Raw genomic sequence first — 15,802 nt, forward strand, 5'->3', positions numbered from 1 at the left:
ACCTACTCGGACTTGGTCTGGCGGTAGCGCTCGATCTGTTTGAGCCGCCGCAGGAGGCTGTCGCGCCGAGGGTGCGGGACGGTGTCGGCCGTCTCTGCGGTGAGGTCAATGTGTTTGGTGCCGTACTGCCAGAGCAGGAGGTCATCCAGCAGGCGGTCCGGGCCGGGGGAGTAGCGGTGGTCCAGCGCCTTGCGGACCTTGGTGATCCGCTGGGCGCTGAGCAGGCCGGCGAGCTGGACGGTCTGGTTGAGTCCGTGGGCGGCCATGAGCTCGGCGGCCCAGCCCCAGTCATCATCGACTTTGCGGTCCACGTGCGGCAGCAGCGTGCGCCAGACGTCACGGATCCGGTTGGGAGTGAGCTGCGCGGCCCCCTCACCCTCGACATCCCAGTAGCTGCGGACTTCCTCGTAACGTTCGTGCAGGTCCGCAAAGGCGCTTTCCACGGTTTCCAGCATGGCGGCGGTGGCGGTGAACTGCCGATCGAAATGGGGGGTCCAGGCGCGGGGGTCCTCGGCCTTGAAGCGGATGTCGTGCTCGATCTCGCTCCAGGCGTGGGCGAAGACGGTGCGGATCTGGCATTCGAAGAAGTAGCTGCCGTTGGCCGGAATCTCCGGGTTGACGGCTTGCTGGTAATTCTTGACGGCCTCGTTCTGGATTGTGCGCAAGATGAGGTGGCGGCTGGAATAACCGTAGGTGCCGGACTCGATGGAACCGATGTCCTTCTCGCGGTCACCGCGGCAGTCGAATACCTGCCGCTGGCGCTTGATGATGTTGGCCACCAAGGCGTTCTCGGTGGGCAGTTTGGTGATGACGCGCACGCCGACCATATCGTTGAGGGTGCGGAACGGGTCCGGGAATTTCAACACCGGGGGGCCGCCGGGTTCCAGCGGTTCCTCAATCCGGGAAATCTTCTCCCGGAACGATTCCACCGACTTGGTGCGCCCGGTGACAAACAGCGGTGTGACCTCGGTGTCCTTCAACATGTCGCGGAGGATGTGGAGAACGTCCTTGGTGACCAGCTTCAGGGCAGGGCGGACGCGCTCGTAGATCTCCACGTTCTCCTGTACGGATTCACGCAGGCTGATGTCCAGGCTGTCCCAGTTACTCGGCATGCACACAGCTTACGGCGGGCGTGTGACAGTGGCTTGTCATGCCTGGCGCAGTGTTATGCCGAAGTGGAGTTGCGGACCACCAGAGAGCTTTCCAGCGTCAGCTGCGGCTGCTCCAACCGGTGGCCTTCCATTAGCCGTCGCAGCTGCCCACCTGCCTTCAGCCCCAGCGAGGTTGCCGGAAGGTGGACGCTGGTCAGGCTGGGATTACTCGTCGCGGAATACGGCAGATCATCGAAGCCGGCGATGGCCAGCTGGCCCGGGATTTGCACGCCTGCCACGCGTGCTTCCTGCAGCACCCCGTAGGCGTGGGTGTCTGTGCAACAGACGACGGCGGTCACCCCGGAATGCTGCCACGCCGGCCAGGCGGCGGCGAATGCGGCGGCGGACGCGCCGACGTCGATGGTGGTACTGATGATGCCGTCAGCGGGCACCGACATTCCGTGTGCGTTGGCCGCGGCCAGGAAGGCGCGGCGTCTGACCTCGAATGTGGCCGTGCCTGTCACGCTGTCCACGTAGGCCACCCGGCGGTGTCCAACATCCGCCAAATGCGCGGCCAGCTGGCGCGCGCCGTGCGCAACGTCCAGATTAACGGACGGGGCGTAGGCCTCAAGCCCCGGCGCGTCCAACAGGACTACGGGGCCGGCGGCGGACAGTTCTTCCAGGAATTCGGCGTTGGGAGCGTCAACCAGAAGCCCGGCCGGCCGGAGCGCCATCAGCTTCCGGACGTCGTCCGCCTGCGGGAACTCCCCGGCGTCGGTAACGGACAGCAGCAGCTGGTAATTAGCCCCGAGCGACTCCCGGACACCCGCGATCACCTTGGCGAAAAACGGGTTGGAGATGTCCGGGGCCACGAGTAAAACCATGGAGCTGACGCCTTTGGCCAGCGAGCTGCCCAGGCTGTCCACGACGTAGCCGAGCTCGGAAATGGCCTCCCGCACCCTGGCGATGTTGTCCTCGGAGACGCGGCCGGCAGTCTTGCCATTGGCCACCAGGGAAACCGTCGCCGCCGAGACGCCGGCGCGGGCCGCGACCATGGCCGCCGTGATCCGCCGCGGGCGGACGGATGGCTGCACCTGCTCCGCGGATTCCATACCTCGATCGTAGTAGGCCGGTGAAGCGAAGCCACCCACCACTACGTTAAGCGCTTGATCTGCAGGCACGTCAAGCGCTTGACGCGTGGCCCCGACGGGTGCCATGATCACACTGAATACTTTCGGCCACTGCCTCGGCAGGCCCCAATGACGTGGAGATTTAGCGTGGAATCCAAACCGATAAAACCCGCCCGTAAAAAGATCATTCTTGACTGTGACCCGGGGCATGACGACGCCGTGGCTATCCTGCTTGCGCACGGCAACCCTGACATTGAGCTTCTGGCAGTCACCACTGTCGTGGGCAACCAGACGCTCGAAAAGGTCACCCGGAACGCGCTCGCAGTCGGGACCATCGCCGGTATCACCGGAGTGCCTTTTGCCGCCGGTTGCGGCCGGCCCCTGGTCCGCACCATCGAAACCGCGCCGTCCATCCACGGCGAGACGGGCATGGACGGCCCGGCGCAGCCCGAGTCCACCATCGAACTGGACCCGCGCCACGCCGTCGACCTCATCATTGAAACCGTGATGGCCCACGAAGCCGGCACGGTCACGCTTGTTCCCACCGGCGGCCTCACCAACATCGCGCTGGCAGCCCGCAAGGAACCGCGCATTGTGGAACGCGTCCAGGAAGTTGTCCTGATGGGCGGCGGCTACCACGTGGGCAACTGGAGCGCCGTGGCCGAATTCAACATCATCATCGACCCCGAGGCCGCCCACATCGTGTTCAACGAGAAGTGGCCGGTGGTGATGGTGGGCCTGGACCTCACTCACCAGGCCCTCGCCACCCCGGACGTCGTCGAGAAGATCGCCGCCGTGGGCACCGGACCCGCCAAGTTCGTGATGGAACTGATGGAGTTCTTCACCCAGACCTATAAGGACGCCCAGGGCTTTGACTTCCCGCCCGTCCACGATCCGTGCGCCGTGGCCTACGTGATCGATCCCAGCATCGTCACCACCCGCAAGGTTCCGGTGGACATCGAGCTCCAGGGCACGCTGACCCTTGGCATGACCGTGGCCGACTTCCGGGCCCCCGCGCCGGACGACTGCACCACGTCCGTGGCCGTTGACCTGGACCACGCCCGTTTCTGGGACCTCGTCACAGATGCCCTGGAGCGGATCGGCGAACCGGCCGTTCTTGAAGCTGCCGGCCGTGCAGCAGCCACGGGAGGCAAGTAGATGAGTGCCACCCTCACCGAGGCAAAGACCAGCCGGGGCAACGTCACCGCCCTGATGGTCGCCCTTCTGGCCGCGTGCGTCGCCTTCCAGCTCAACGCCTCCATGCTCAGCCCTGCACTGGTCACCATGGGCAAGGAACTGAACACCGATCAGGCCGTGATCGGCCTCTCCCAGACCTGGTTCTTCACCGCAGCCGCCCTGTTCTCCCTCTTCCTGCCCCGGCTGAGCGACATCATCGGCCGCAAGAAGATCCTGATCGCCATGATGCTCCTGATGGCCGTCGGATCCGTCATTGCGGCCATGGCCCCGGACGTCACCTGGCTCTTTGTGGGCCGCATCATCCAGGGCGTCAGTGGCCCCACCGTGCCGTTGTGCCTGATCATGCTGCGCTCCGCAGTCAGCAACCCGCGCAAATACGGGACGCTTATGGGCCTCATCACCGCGGTCAACGGCGGCGTGGCCGGCGTGGACTCGTTTGTGGGCGGCTACTTCGCCGAGCACTTCGGGTTCCGCAGCATCTTCTGGCTGATGGTGGTCCTGGCCGTCGTCGCCACGGCCCTGATCGCTTTCCTTGCCGGCGAAAGCAAGCCGGCCGCCGGCACCTCCATGGACTGGCTGGGCGTGTTCTTTATCGTGGTTGCTGTGGGTGCGTTGCTCACGGCCCTCAACGAGGGCTCCAAGCTGGTGGGCGCCTTCGCCCCCGGCACCCTCCTGCTGTCCATCGGGCTCGTGGTGGTTGCCGCCGTCGCCTTCTTCTGCTTCTGGACCGTGGAAAAGCGGGCCAAAGAGCCCATGGTGGAAACCGTGCACCTGCGCCAGCGCTCCACCTGGGCGCCGCTGCTGACCACCACGCTGACCATGACCGGTATTTTCGCCGTCATCAACGGAATCGTGCCGGCGTATGTGCAAGCGGCGGACCCGGGGTTCGGCATCGGCCCGACCGAAATGTCGCTCATCATCCTCACCCCGTACGCCCTGCTCGGCTGGCTGGTGGGCCCCATCAGCGGCAGGCTCGCGCCTATTCTCGGCTACACCAAGGTCCTGCGCATGGGCATGCTCGGCAGCATCGCCGCCCTGGCCATCATCGCGTTCTTCGGCCTCAGCAGCCTGCCCATGATGATCGCCGGAACCGTCTTGCTGGGCATCATGTACGCCGGTACGGTCAACATCATGTTGAACGGACTCGGAGTTGTCCTCTCACCCGCCGGAAATCCCGGCTTCCTGCCCGGCATGAACGCGGGCGCCTTTAACCTGGGTGCCGGCCTGAGCTTCCTGGTGTTGCCTGCCGTGCTGGTGGCCACCTCGGCCCTCGGCGATGCCGCGGCGTCGTACATGACCGTTGTGGTCACCGGCCTGGTCATTACCGTCATGGCGTTTGCCGCGTCGCTCCTCATCCCCAAGCCCGTCGAGGCTGAGGTAGCCGAATGAGTTCCGCAACAGCCGGCTCCCAGGCCAGGATCGTCGTCGTCGGGTCCCTGAACGCTGACCTGACCATCTATTGCGAGCGGCTGCCGCTGCCCGGCGAGACGGTGCACGGCAACGGATTCGCCGTGAACCCCGGTGGCAAGAGCGCCAACCAGGCCGTCGCCGCCAGCCTGCTGGGCGGAAACGTCAGCCTGGTAGGCGCCGTCGGTGCGGACGCCAACGGCGACATGCTCCAGTCATCCGCTGCCGGCGCCGGGGTGGACATCTCCGGCGTACGGACCTCAGCAACTGAAGTCACCGGCGTCGCCGTCATCGCCGTGGATTCCAACGGCGAGAACAACATCATCATCTCGGCCGGCGCCAACGGCACCCTCTCGCCGGCGGACGTCGCCGTCGAGGCTGAGGCGTTCGACGGCGCCGCGGTGGTCTGTCTCTGCCTGGAGGTCAGCCTTGACACGGTTGAGGCCGCCGCCCGGGCAGGGCACGACGCCGGCGCCACAGTTCTGCTGAATCTCTCGCCTTACGCGGAAATCCCGCAACAGCTGGCGGACCTGACCGATGTCCTGCTGGTCAACGCCCATGAGGCGTCGCTGTTCCTCGGCTCCACCGCCATTCCCGGCAGCGACGCGGATCTAAGCGACTGGGAAGCGGTCAGGCTGCACTTCGCCGAGCGGGGCCTCCAACGCGTCCTGGTCACGCTGGGGGCCAACGGCTCAGTGGTGCTGGATTCGCTGGCGCCTTCCGGGCAGCAGCTAGTCCGGGTGGCGCCCATCAAGGTCAAGGCCGTGGACACCACCGGCGCGGGCGACGCCTTCACTGGGGCGGTAGCCGCCCGCCTGGCAGCCGGGGCGCCATTGGCTGACGCCGCCGCTTTCGCCTCGATTGCCGCCGCGCTGGCCACCACCCGCAAGGGAACCCAGGCAGCCTATCCGGAGGTAGCGGACGTGGAGCGCGTGGTCGCTTCGGATGGACACCCTCTGTGACCGGCTGACGTCAACGAGGAACCGTGGAAAACGCCGACGGCGACAGGTGAACGGCGGCCGTCGGCGTTTCCCTTTGTGTTGGCCGGGCCTTCGATGACTCCGCTGCCGGTAACCCACCGGCTCCACGCCGACCTTGGCGAGAGCTTCCAGCCCGCGGCCGACGTACCGGGCCTCGGTCCCGGCGTCGATCCCCTGCATGGGTTCGTGCAGGTAACCGTGGTGGGCCACCTCGTGCCCGGCGTCCACGATGCGCCGGACCGTGTCCGGGTAACAGCCTGCCGTGAAGCCGGGAACGAAGAAGGTGGCCCGAATGTCCTGCCGCTGGAGAATTTGCAGCAGGCGCGGCACCGCCACTTTGGGCCCGTAGGACTGGTGGGTCATGAGGGACATCCGGCGCGTGCCCGCTTACCCCAATCGAGGCATGGGATGATCCCCGACGAGGTAAAAAGAAGTCTCTGGCGTCGGAGCGTAAGCGCGCGTACCGTCGATCAGAGAGTTAGCTTCGACGGCAGCGGCCCGATCATAAAGCCGAGCTGGCACGGGTGTTAGTTTTTGAGGAGGGCAGGATGGCTGGGTGGAACTCTGAGACGGCGGCTGGTCCCTTGGGAGCTGGGGTCACCCTTGTAGAGGGATCGTCGTTCTGCATCTCTTTGCCGAACGGCGACATCCACCCGGAACATCCCCATGGCCTTTTCGTCCAGGACACCCGGATCCTGTCCAAGTGGAGCCTGACCATTAATGGGCAGCAGTTGGAGCCACTGACGGCAGAGACGAAGGAGCCGTATCGTGCGTTGTTTGCCGGGCGCGTTCCCCGCTCGGACGGGTATGCCGACAGCCCCCTGATCGTTGAACGGCTCCGCGAGGTCGGAGCCGGTATTCAGGAGCAGGTTACTGTCCGGAATTTCTCGTTGGCCCCTGTCCAGTGCTTGATCTCACTGACGGTTGAAGCGGACTTCGCCGATCTCTTTGAGGTGAAGGAAGCGAGGATTCAGCGGCACTGGGATGAACGCCGCCAAGCGGCGGCAGGAGTACTGACCATCCGTGCTCTCTGGCAAGACGTGCGGAAAGGCGTTGTGATCCAGGCCCCGGGAGCGCATGTAGCGCTCGACGCCATCACATACCGGACTTCCATCGCCGCCCACGGCCAGTGGAGCACCACCCTTACGGCGGTGCCCGGCATGGAGGGAGTCAGCGCCCCCTCGTTCGCCCATGCTGAGGGTGACGGATTATCGCAAAGTGACAGGCGCCGGCGGGAGTGGGTGGCGAAGATCCCCGTGCTCCACCTGGGAAGCCCGTCAATCGAACGCACGCTGCGTCGCAGCTACGATGACCTCGGCGCCCTCCGCATCGAGGACCCGAAGCACCCGGACAGGGTCGTGGTAGCCGCCGGGGCACCCTGGTTCATGACCCTATTCGGCCGCGACTCACTTTGGGCCTCGCAAATGGCCCTGCCAGTGGACCCCTCCCTGGCCTTAGGCACCCTTCAAACGCTGGCCGACCGCCAAGGCACCGTGGTGGACCCCATGAGCGAAGAGGAACCGGGAAAAATCCTCCATGAGGTTAGGCTCGACGTCTCCAGCGGACTATCACTCGGAGGCAAGTCCACTTACTACGGCAGCGTCGACGCGACCCCACTGTTTGTAGACGTCCTCGGGGCTGTTAGCCGCTGGGGATTCGCCAAGGACACCATCGCCGCCCTGCTGCCCCACGCCGACCGGGCGCTGGACTGGATCCGCGACTACGGGGACAAAGACGGCGATGGGTTCGTCGAGTATCAACGCCTCAATCCGCAGGGCCTGATCAATCAGGGCTGGAAAGACTCCTGGGACGGCATCAACTTCGCGGACGGCACCCTGGCTGAACCTCCAATCGCTCTCTGCGAGGTACAGGCCTATGTCTACGCCGCCTACCTCGCCAGGGCATGGATGGCATACGACGCCGGGGATGCGGACCTGGCGGACGGGCTCGCCGAACGAGCAGCGCAACTGAAAAAGCAGTTCAACGAACAGTTCTGGCTCCCTGAGCTCGGCTACTACGCCGTCGCCCTCGACGGGAAGAAACAGAAAGTCGACGCATGCGCTTCCAACATGGGCCACTGCCTATGGCTGGGCCTCATTGACGAGGACAAGGCCCCGATGGTGGTTGAACATCTGATGTCCCCGGAGATGTTCAGCGGCTGGGGCATCCGCACCCTGGCCAGCGACATGGGCGCCTACAACCCGGCCAGCTACCACAACGGCTCGGTGTGGCCACACGACAATGCGATTATCCAGGCCGGCCTGGTGCGTTACGGCTTCGTGGCGGAAGCCCAGCGGATCTCCACCGCCCTGCTGGAGGCGGCCGAGTACTCCGGAGGCCGGCTGCCGGAACTGTTCTGCGGTTTCAGCAGGGACCACTTCGCCGAGCCCGTGCCCTACCCGACAGCATGCTCGCCCCAGGCCTGGGCAGCGACTTCTCCGATCCTGCTTTTGACGAGCCTGATGCGCTATGACGCCCACGTATCCCGGGGCGGCGTATGGATGGACCCGGTGCTCCCGGAATCCTACGGCGACCTCCACATCACCAACGCACCCATGGCCGGAGGCCGTATCACCATAGACATCAACAATTCAGTCCCAGTCGTCCAAGGCCTGCCCCAAGGAATGGAATTCCACAGCGGGCACCGCCCATGGATGACAGAACTGGTGGAGAAGGCCAGCCAGCGCCGAAGGCCGATGCAATAACTGGAACCAAGGACGGAATGCTGCCCTTTCCGAGGCTTATCGAAGGTGTTGGCGCGGGAAGGAGTCGCGCCGATCAGGTCGGACCGATCGTTACGAGGGCTGTCAATCAGTCTGATCTCATCGTGTGGCCTACCAGCCGCGCTGGGCGAGGCGGTGGGGCTGCGGGATGTCGTCGACGTTGATGCCGACCATGGCTTCGCCGAGGCCGCGGGAGGCCTTGGCGATGACGTCGGGGTCGTCAAAGAACGTGGTGGCCTTGACCACGGCAGCGGCACGCTGGGCCGGGTTGCCGGACTTGAAGATACCGGAACCTACAAACACGCCGTCAGCGCCGAGCTGCATCATCATCGCAGCGTCGGCCGGGGTGGCAATGCCTCCGGCGGTGAACAGCACCACGGGGAGCTTGCCGGCAGCGGCAACTTCCTTGACCAGTTCGTACGGGGCCTGCAGTTCCTTGGCCGCGACGTACAGCTCGTCCTCGGGCAAGGCGGCAAGCTTGGCGATCTCGGCGCGGATCTGGCGCATGTGCCCGGTCGCGTTGGAGACATCGCCGGTGCCGGCCTCGCCCTTGGAGCGGATCATGGCCGCGCCTTCGTTGATGCGGCGCAGCGCCTCACCGAGGTTCGTGGCGCCACAGACGAAGGGAACCGTGAAGTTCCACTTATCGATGTGGTGGACGTAGTCGGCCGGGGTCAGGACCTCGGACTCGTCAATGTAGTCCACGCCCAACGACTGCAGGACCTGGGCCTCCACGAAGTGGCCGATCCGGGCCTTGGCCATGACCGGCACGGAGACGGCGTCGATGATCGCCTCGATCATGTCCGGGTCCGACATGCGGGACACGCCGCCCTGGGCGCGGATATCGGCCGGAACGCGTTCCAGGGCCATGACGGCAACGGCACCGGCGTCTTCGGCGATGCGGGCCTGTTCAACGTTGACGACGTCCATGATGACGCCGCCCTTGAGCATCTCAGCCATGCCCCGCTTGACACAGCTTCTGCCGTGCTTCTGGCCGGACAGCTATCAGCGCAGTACGACGGTCCTGTTACCCTGCAGGATCACGCGGCCTTCGCAGTGCCAGCGCACGGCGTTGGACAGTGCCTTGCACTCGGTGTCCCGGCCGGCAGCGACCAGGTCCTCGGGGCCGTAGGTGTGGTCTACCTCAACGGTCTGCTGGGAGATGATCGGCCCTTCATCGAGCTCGGCGTTGACGTAGTGGGCGGTGGCTCCCACGGTCTTAACGCCGCGCGCGTACGCCTGGTGGTATGGCTTGGCGCCCTTGAAGCTGGGCAGGAACGAGTGGTGGATGTTGATGGCGCGCCCGTCGAGCTTGCGGGTGAGTTCGTCGCTGAGCACCTGCATGTAGCGGGCCAGCACCACCAGTTCCACGTCGAATTCGTCCACGAGTTCCAGCAGCCGGGCCTCGGCGGCGGGCTTGGTGTCGGCGGTGACGGGCACGTGGAAGAACGGGATGCCGTGCCATTCCACCAGTGTCTGGTGGTCCGTGTGGTTGGAGACCACAGCGGCGATCTCCACGGGAAGCTCGCCGGTTCTGGCGCGGAACAGCAGGTCGTTGAGGCAGTGGCCGAACTTGGACACCATGATCAGCACGCGGCGCTTGGCGCCGTGCCGCTCCAGCCGCCAACTCATCCCGAACCGCTCCGCCACCGGGCCAAACGCGGCCCGCAACGCCTCAGCGGTGGAGGCATCGCCGTCGGACGCGAAGTGGACGCGCATAAAGAAGTGCGCCTCCGACCGTTCGCCGAACTGCTTGCTGTCCACGATGTCGCAGCCATGCTCGAGCAGGAAACCTGAGACGGCGTGGACGATGCCGGGCGTCTCGGGGCAGTCCAGCGTCAGGACGTGTTCCACGGTGGTGACCGGTAACGGGGGTGTTTCAGTCTGGATGTCGGTCATGGCTCAGCACTCGATCACGTTGACGGCGAGACCTCCGCGGGAGGTCTCCTTGTATTTGGTTTTCATGTCCGCTCCTGTCTCACGCATGGTTTTGATGGCCTTGTCCAGGGACACTTTGTGGCTGCCGTCCCCGTGCAGGGACAGTCGCGCGGCGTTGATGGCCTTGACGCTGGCGATGGCGTTCCGTTCGATGCAGGGGATCTGCACCAGGCCGCCCACGGGGTCGCAGGTCAGGCCGAGGTTGTGCTCGATGCCCACTTCGGCGGCGTTTTCCACTTGTTCGGGGGTGCCGCCGAGGACCTCGCACAGGCCCGCTGCAGCCATGGAACAGGCAGAGCCCACTTCGCCTTGGCAGCCGACTTCGGCGCCGGAGATGGAGGCGTTGATCTTGAAAAGAATCCCGACGGCGGCTGCCGCGAGGAGGAAGCGGACCACACCGTCCTCGTCGGCCCCCGGAACAAACTTGACGTAGTAGTGCAGGACGGCAGGCACGATGCCGGCCGCGCCGTTGGTGGGAGCGGTGACGATCCGCCCGCCGGCGGCGTTTTCTTCGTTGACGGCGAGGGCGAACAGGTTGACCCATTCCATCGCCCGGAGGGGATCGGTGACGCCCGTATCCGCGGTCAGGGTCTTGAATAACGACGGCGCGCGCCGCCTGACGTTGAGCCCGCCGGGAAGGATTCCTTCCGCGGCGCAGCCGTTGTCCACGCACTCGCGCATCACGGCCCAGAGTGCCAGCAGCTTTTCGCGGAGTTCCGCTTCGCTGCGCCAGGTGAGTTCGTTTGCGAGCATCACGTCGGAGATGGACATCCCCTCGCGCTTGCAGATCGCCAGGAGTTCGTCGGCGCTGGTGAACGGGTATGGCAGGGCGGTGTCATCGGCCACCACCCTGTCGCCGGAATCGGCGTCTCCGTCCACGACAAAGCCGCCGCCGATGGAGTAGAAGCTTCGTTCGCGAAGGACGGTCCCGGTGTGGTCCAGGGCCCGGAAGCTCATGCCGTTGGGGTGGGCGGGGAGGGACTTGCGGCGGTGCAGTACTACGTCCTCGTCCCAGTTGAAGTCCACCCGGTGATCCCCGCAGATCATAAGTTCGGCGTCGAGGGCGGCTGCGGCCACCTGGTCGTCGGCGGTGGAGGTATCCACCGTCTCCGGGTCCAGGCCCTGCAGGCCCAGTACCACCGCCTTGTCGGAGCCGTGGCCCCGCCCGGTGGCACCAAGGGAGCCGAACAGTTCGGCCCGGACCCGGGTGGTTGAGCTCAGGAGCCCACCGCTCTTAAGCCCGTCAGCGAACAGTTTTGCCGCCCGCATCGGGCCGACCGTGTGTGAGGACGACGGCCCGATGCCAACGGAAAACAGGTCCAGGGCGCTAAGCGCCATCAGGGCACCTCGGGGGAAGCGAACTCCCTCATGGCGTCCAGGAGCCAACGGCCCAGGAACTCCGCGAACGAGGCCCGGGGGAAGATCCGGTAGCTTTCCTCCCCGGTCTTCTGCAGGACCACCGGGATATTGCCTACCTCGGTGGACAGGGCTGCACCCGTGGTGAAGCTGCGGGGGTGCAGGTCCAGGGCGCAGCCCTTTTCCAGGACGGCCCGGGCACGCGGACCGGAGAGTTCGAACGTGGTGCGGTTGGCGGAGAGGTCCACAACCTGGCCCGGCGCGTCGCCCAGCGCGGCCACGAGAGAGCCGATGAGGTCACCGCCCAGGGAATCGTGGGCTTCTTCCGGTGCCACCACCAGGAACTCGGAGGGTCCCAGCCAAAGAACGGTGACGCGGTCCGTGCCGCCCACCTCGCCGCAGCGTGCCGGCAGGCCGCCGGTGACGGCGGCGATCCGTGAGCCTTCTTCGGAGCGGGGATCCACCCGGACCCCGGCCATGGTCTGGAACAGGCCTTCTTTCAGGACCACCGTTCCCTGGATGGAGCCGGCATCCATTGCCGCGGCCAGGTGTGAGGCAGGGCTGCGGCGGATGTCGCGGAGTCCATTGATGCCGTCGAGTGCTGCTGTGTTAGCCATCTTTGCGGGTCCCTTCGGGGTCAAAAAGTACGGTTTCTGCCACAACAACGTCAACGAGCTGGTCGCCGGCTGCGGCCACCAGGGTCTCGCCGATGCGGTTGCGGCCATTCTTGATCAGGGCCAGCGCGAAGGACCTGCCCAGAGCGGCGCTGTGGTAGCTCGAGGTCACGAACCCCTCCATGGGCACCGGACCGTAGGCGGGGTTCGTGGCGATGCCCTTCTCCACAAGCTGGGTGCCTTCGGGCAGCCTCAGCGTCCCGTCCACGGGCAGGACGCTGACCAGGTGCTTGCGGTCCGCGCGCTGGGCGTCGGCCCTGGCGTAGGAGCGTTTGCCGATGAAGTCCTTGGCCTTCGAGACCACCCATTCCATCCCCGCGTCCTGCGGGGTGACCGTCCCGTCGGTGTCCTGGCCAACGATCGGGTAACCCTTCTCTGCGCGGAGCACGTGCATTGTTTCGGTGCCGTAGGGGGTGATGTTGAATTCAGCCCCGGCTGCGGCCACCGCTTCCCAGGTGTTCAGCCCGTACCAGGACGGCACGTTGATCTCGTAGGCCAGTTCGCCGGAGAACGAGATCCGGCAGATCCGTGCCTGGACGCCGGAAGCCAGTGTGGTTTCCCGGAATGTCATGAAAGGGAAGGCATCTGCTTCGAGTCCGCCGTCTGCTGCCAGCTCCGGCGCCACTTTGGCGAGAACCGCCCGAGATTTGGGCCCGACGACGGCAATGGTGGACCACTGCTCGGTCACCGAGGTGCAGTGCACGTCCAGCTCAGGCCATTCGGTCTGCAACCATTCCTCCAGCCAGTCCAGCACCTTCGCGGCGCCGCCGGTCGTGGTGGTCATGAAGAACCGGTCCGCATCCAGGCGCAGGGTCACGCCGTCGTCGAAAATCATGCCGTCCGCCATGCACATCACGCCGTAGCGGGCGGAACCCGGGGCGAGCTTTTTGAACGCGTTGGTGTACATCCGGTTGAGGAACTCACCGGCGTCCTTGCCCCGGATTTCGATCTTGCCCAGGGTGGTGGCGTCCATGAAACCGACAGATTCGCGGACGGCGGCGCACTCCCGGAGCACGGCAGCGTCCATATCTTCCCCGGCCTGAGGGTAGTACCAGGGCCGCTTCCACTGCCCCACGTCCTCGAACAGGGCACCCTGCGCGACGTGCCACGGGTGGACCGACGTGAGGCGGGCGGGATCGAAGAGTTCGCCGCGCTGGCGTCCGGCGAGGGCCGAGAACGCCACCGGGGTGAACGGTGCACGGTAGGTGGTGGTGCCGATGTCGCCGATGCCACGGGAGGCTTCGCCGGCGGTCCGCAGCGCCGCTGCGATGACGCCGATCGCGTTGACCCCTGAGGTCTTGCCCTGGTCGTTGGCGGTGCTGATCGAGGTGTAGCGCTTGATGTGCTCCACGGACCGCATGCCGGCGCCGGTGGACCGCAGGACATCTGCCACGGACTGGTCGCGCTGGAAGTCCACGAAGTGGTGGTGCCAGTCATCCGGGCCGCCGGTCTGACCGGGCACCAGCCACAGCTGGCGGGTCGGGGCGGAGGCCTTCGGCTCGCCAAGAGTGGTCGGCTCGGTTTCCGAGGCGAAGCCCGCCGCAATGGCAGCCGCGGCGCCGGCGGAGATGCCCTCGGCCAGGCAGTCCCCGAGTTCGAAGCTGCCGCGGCCGGAGCCGATGGACTGCTGGTTCGGGACTACGGTGCTCGGCACGAAAGCGGCCAGGTCCTCGTCCCAGCGCAGCTTGCCCTGGCGCTGGGAGTGCAGGTGCACCAGCGGGCTCCAACCACCGGAAACTGCCAGCAGGTCGCAGGCGATTTCCTCGACGCCGGAGGTGAGTTCGCCGTCGTCGTTGATGCTGCGGACGGTGACGCCCGCAACGCGGCCATCTGCACGGCTGGATGCGGTGTTGGCAACGGCGCTGCCGATCAGCACCCGGGTGCCGGCTTCGACGGCGGCACCTGCCACGGCGGTGAGCTGCGGGCGGGCGTCGACGACGGCGGCAACCTTCACGCCGGCTGCGCGCAGGTCCGCGGCGAGGGCGTAGGCGCTGTCGTTGGTGGTGCTGATGACCACGCGCTGCCCGGCGGCGACGGCGTAGCGGTTGAGGTAGCTGCGGACGGCCGAGGCGAGCATGATGCCCGGGCGGTCGTTGTTCTCAAACACCAGGGGCCGTTCGTGGGCGCCGGGAGCCAGCACCACCTGCTTGGCACGCACGTGCCAAATCCGCTGCCGGGATACACCAGGCGCTGCCGGGCTGGACAGGTGGTCGGTGCGGTTCTGGACCGCGATGACGTAGTTGGCATCGTAGGCGCCAAAGGCCGTGGTGCGGTTCAGGACCGTACTTTCGGCTCCGGAGACAAGTTCGGCTTCCACATCAGCGACCCATTCCAGGGCGGGCTTGCCCTCGATGTCCTCGGCCAGTCCTGACGCAGTGGATCCGGACAGGAGGGATCCGCCCAGTTCGGGCTGATCGTCCATGAGCATCACGCGGGCGCCGGTGCGGACCGCTTCGCGGGCCGCGGCCAGGCCGGCGGGGCCACCGCCGATCACCAACACGTCGGTGTGCACGTACTTCTTGTCGTATTCAGCCCGATCTTCCTCGGGGTCCAAGCGGCCCAAACCGTTGAGCAGGTCCGCTTTCAGGCCGTCCACCAGAGTGATTGTGGTGGCGGGGAGCATGGATTCGGCCACATGGCCCGGGAACCGTGCTTCGACCCGGACCAGTGCGTTGGCTTCCTCCACCCCGGCGGACATGATGCCGCGGGGCCGGTCCTCGTAAAGCGAGTTTCCGGCGGCGATCCGGCCGTTGGCGAGCAGGGCCGAGGCGAGGGTGTCGCCGGGGTGTCCGGTGAATTCCTCGCCGTCCACGGTGAAGCGCCAGGACATGGTGCGGTCGATGCGTCCGCCGGCGGCGAGGCGGGCGTTCTGGGAAGTCACTTGGTTGCTCCCTTCGGGGCAGTGGTGCTGGGGGCGGAATCGGCCGGGGCAATGCTGGTGCCCGAGATGCTGGGCGCGGCGGTACCGGTGGTGGTGCTGTCAGCGGCGGTGCTGGCAGTGCCTGAGTCCGGGACGGCCGGGTTGGCCGGTGCTGGCCGGGGCGTGCCCATCGGGTAGACGGCCTGGATGTCGTAGGTGACGGTGTCGCGGAGCATGTTGAACCACTGGCGGCAGCCGGTGCTGTGCAGCCAGCGTTCGGCGAAGGCGCCCTTGGTGTTGTCCCGGTAGAACAGGAATTCGGCCCATTCGCGGTCGTTCAGCTCGGTGGGGTTTTCCGGGTAGGCCACGTGGGCCTGGCCGCCGTAGTGGAACTCGGTCTCGTCGCGCGAGCCGCAGTTGGGGCAGGGGATGAGCAGCATGTGCGT

Annotated in this window: 12 protein-coding genes and 1 pseudogene; 4 read left to right on the forward strand and 9 right to left on the reverse strand. The window is 66.1% G+C overall.

The window, feature by feature from the left end; all coding sequences use genetic code 11:
• Nucleotides 1-2: 2 nt before the first annotated feature.
• Nucleotides 3-1,112 (reverse strand): (p)ppGpp synthetase, encoded by a 1,110-nt coding sequence (locus tag ACQCSV_RS01765; protein ID WP_354156432.1) that lies wholly within the window; start codon nt 1,110-1,112, stop codon nt 3-5.
• Nucleotides 1,113-1,165: 53 nt separating this feature from the next.
• Nucleotides 1,166-2,203: a LacI family DNA-binding transcriptional regulator gene (locus ACQCSV_RS01770; protein WP_426939506.1), complete on the reverse strand. Its 1,038-nt coding sequence runs from the start codon at nt 2,201-2,203 to the stop codon at nt 1,166-1,168.
• A gap of 147 nt (nt 2,204-2,350) precedes the next feature.
• Between ACQCSV_RS01770 and ACQCSV_RS01775 the strand changes: the two genes are divergently transcribed.
• Genes ACQCSV_RS01775 through ACQCSV_RS01785 form a run of 3 tightly spaced genes read left to right on the forward strand, consistent with a single transcriptional unit; the run spans nt 2,351 to nt 5,787 of the window.
• The gene (locus tag ACQCSV_RS01775) at nt 2,351-3,379 is read left to right on the forward strand and encodes a nucleoside hydrolase (RefSeq protein WP_426939057.1); all 1,029 of its coding nucleotides are present in this window, start codon (nt 2,351-2,353) and stop codon (nt 3,377-3,379) included.
• On the forward strand, nt 3,380-4,807 hold the full coding sequence (locus tag ACQCSV_RS01780; protein WP_426939058.1) for an MFS transporter: 1,428 nt from the start codon (nt 3,380-3,382) through the stop codon (nt 4,805-4,807).
• Nucleotides 4,804-5,787, forward strand: coding sequence for a ribokinase (locus ACQCSV_RS01785; RefSeq protein WP_354223431.1), 984 nt, complete (start codon nt 4,804-4,806; stop codon nt 5,785-5,787). Before ACQCSV_RS01780 ends, ACQCSV_RS01785 begins: the two co-directional genes overlap by 4 nt.
• Before the next feature lie 105 nt (nt 5,788-5,892).
• On the opposite strand, the pseudogene ACQCSV_RS01790 reads toward ACQCSV_RS01785, so the two are convergent.
• Nucleotides 5,893-6,186: pseudogene (locus ACQCSV_RS01790) on the reverse strand (polysaccharide deacetylase family protein); the annotation flags it as partial.
• Between the two features lie 167 nt (nt 6,187-6,353).
• On the opposite strand from ACQCSV_RS01790, the gene ACQCSV_RS01795 reads away from it, so the two are divergent.
• Nucleotides 6,354-8,510 (forward strand): glycogen debranching N-terminal domain-containing protein, encoded by a 2,157-nt coding sequence (locus ACQCSV_RS01795; RefSeq protein WP_354156436.1) that lies wholly within the window; start codon nt 6,354-6,356, stop codon nt 8,508-8,510.
• A 129-nt stretch (nt 8,511-8,639) separates the two neighbouring features.
• On the opposite strand, the gene pdxS is transcribed toward ACQCSV_RS01795, so the two are convergent.
• Genes pdxS through ACQCSV_RS01825 form a run of 6 tightly spaced genes read right to left on the reverse strand, consistent with a single transcriptional unit; the run spans nt 8,640 to nt 15,796 of the window.
• Complete coding sequence (gene pdxS / locus ACQCSV_RS01800; protein ID WP_426939507.1) at nt 8,640-9,530, reverse strand: pyridoxal 5'-phosphate synthase lyase subunit PdxS; 891 nt, start codon at nt 9,528-9,530, stop codon at nt 8,640-8,642.
• A gap of 3 nt (nt 9,531-9,533) precedes the next feature.
• The gene (gene purU, locus ACQCSV_RS01805) at nt 9,534-10,427 is read right to left on the reverse strand and encodes a formyltetrahydrofolate deformylase (RefSeq protein ID WP_426939059.1); all 894 of its coding nucleotides are present in this window, start codon (nt 10,425-10,427) and stop codon (nt 9,534-9,536) included.
• Between the two features lie 3 nt (nt 10,428-10,430).
• A complete protein-coding gene (locus ACQCSV_RS01810) occupies nt 10,431-11,804 on the reverse strand; it encodes an L-serine ammonia-lyase (protein WP_426939060.1) in 1,374 nt (457 codons plus the stop codon).
• Nucleotides 11,804-12,439: a sarcosine oxidase subunit gamma gene (locus ACQCSV_RS01815; RefSeq protein WP_426939061.1), complete on the reverse strand. Its 636-nt coding sequence runs from the start codon at nt 12,437-12,439 to the stop codon at nt 11,804-11,806. Before ACQCSV_RS01815 ends, ACQCSV_RS01810 begins: the two co-directional genes overlap by 1 nt.
• On the reverse strand, nt 12,432-15,377 hold the full coding sequence (locus ACQCSV_RS01820; RefSeq protein WP_426939062.1) for a sarcosine oxidase subunit alpha family protein: 2,946 nt from the start codon (nt 15,375-15,377) through the stop codon (nt 12,432-12,434). The genes ACQCSV_RS01815 and ACQCSV_RS01820 overlap by 8 nt, the downstream gene beginning before the upstream one ends.
• Entirely contained in the window at nt 15,374-15,796 is a 423-nt protein-coding gene (locus ACQCSV_RS01825; protein WP_354156511.1) for a sarcosine oxidase subunit delta, read from the reverse strand. Before ACQCSV_RS01825 ends, ACQCSV_RS01820 begins: the two co-directional genes overlap by 4 nt.
• Between the last annotated feature and the right edge of the window lie 6 nt (nt 15,797-15,802).

The sequence above is a fragment of the Pseudarthrobacter sp. S3 genome (assembly GCF_050156905.1).
GTDB lineage: Bacteria > Actinomycetota > Actinomycetes > Actinomycetales > Micrococcaceae > Arthrobacter.

Bases quoted from the DNA above. Each gene is read 5' to 3' on its own strand.
- ACQCSV_RS01765 (WP_354156432.1), bottom strand. From the start codon at position 1,112: ATGCCGAGTAACTGGGACAGCCTGGACATCAGCCTGCGTGAATCCGTA.
- ACQCSV_RS01775 (WP_426939057.1), top strand. From the start codon at position 2,351: ATGACGTGGAGATTTAGCGTGGAATCCAAACCGATAAAACCCGCCCGT.
- ACQCSV_RS01825 (WP_354156511.1), bottom strand. From the start codon at position 15,796: ATGCTGCTCATCCCCTGCCCCAACTGCGGCTCGCGCGACGAGACCGAG.
- ACQCSV_RS01785 (WP_354223431.1), top strand. From the start codon at position 4,804: ATGAGTTCCGCAACAGCCGGCTCCCAGGCCAGGATCGTCGTCGTCGGG.
- ACQCSV_RS01770 (WP_426939506.1), bottom strand. From the start codon at position 2,203: ATGGAATCCGCGGAGCAGGTGCAGCCATCCGTCCGCCCGCGGCGGATC.
- purU (WP_426939059.1), bottom strand. From the start codon at position 10,427: ATGACCGACATCCAGACTGAAACACCCCCGTTACCGGTCACCACCGTG.
- ACQCSV_RS01815 (WP_426939061.1), bottom strand. From the start codon at position 12,439: ATGGCTAACACAGCAGCACTCGACGGCATCAATGGACTCCGCGACATC.
- ACQCSV_RS01780 (WP_426939058.1), top strand. From the start codon at position 3,380: ATGAGTGCCACCCTCACCGAGGCAAAGACCAGCCGGGGCAACGTCACC.
- ACQCSV_RS01795 (WP_354156436.1), top strand. From the start codon at position 6,354: ATGGCTGGGTGGAACTCTGAGACGGCGGCTGGTCCCTTGGGAGCTGGG.
- ACQCSV_RS01810 (WP_426939060.1), bottom strand. From the start codon at position 11,804: ATGGCGCTTAGCGCCCTGGACCTGTTTTCCGTTGGCATCGGGCCGTCG.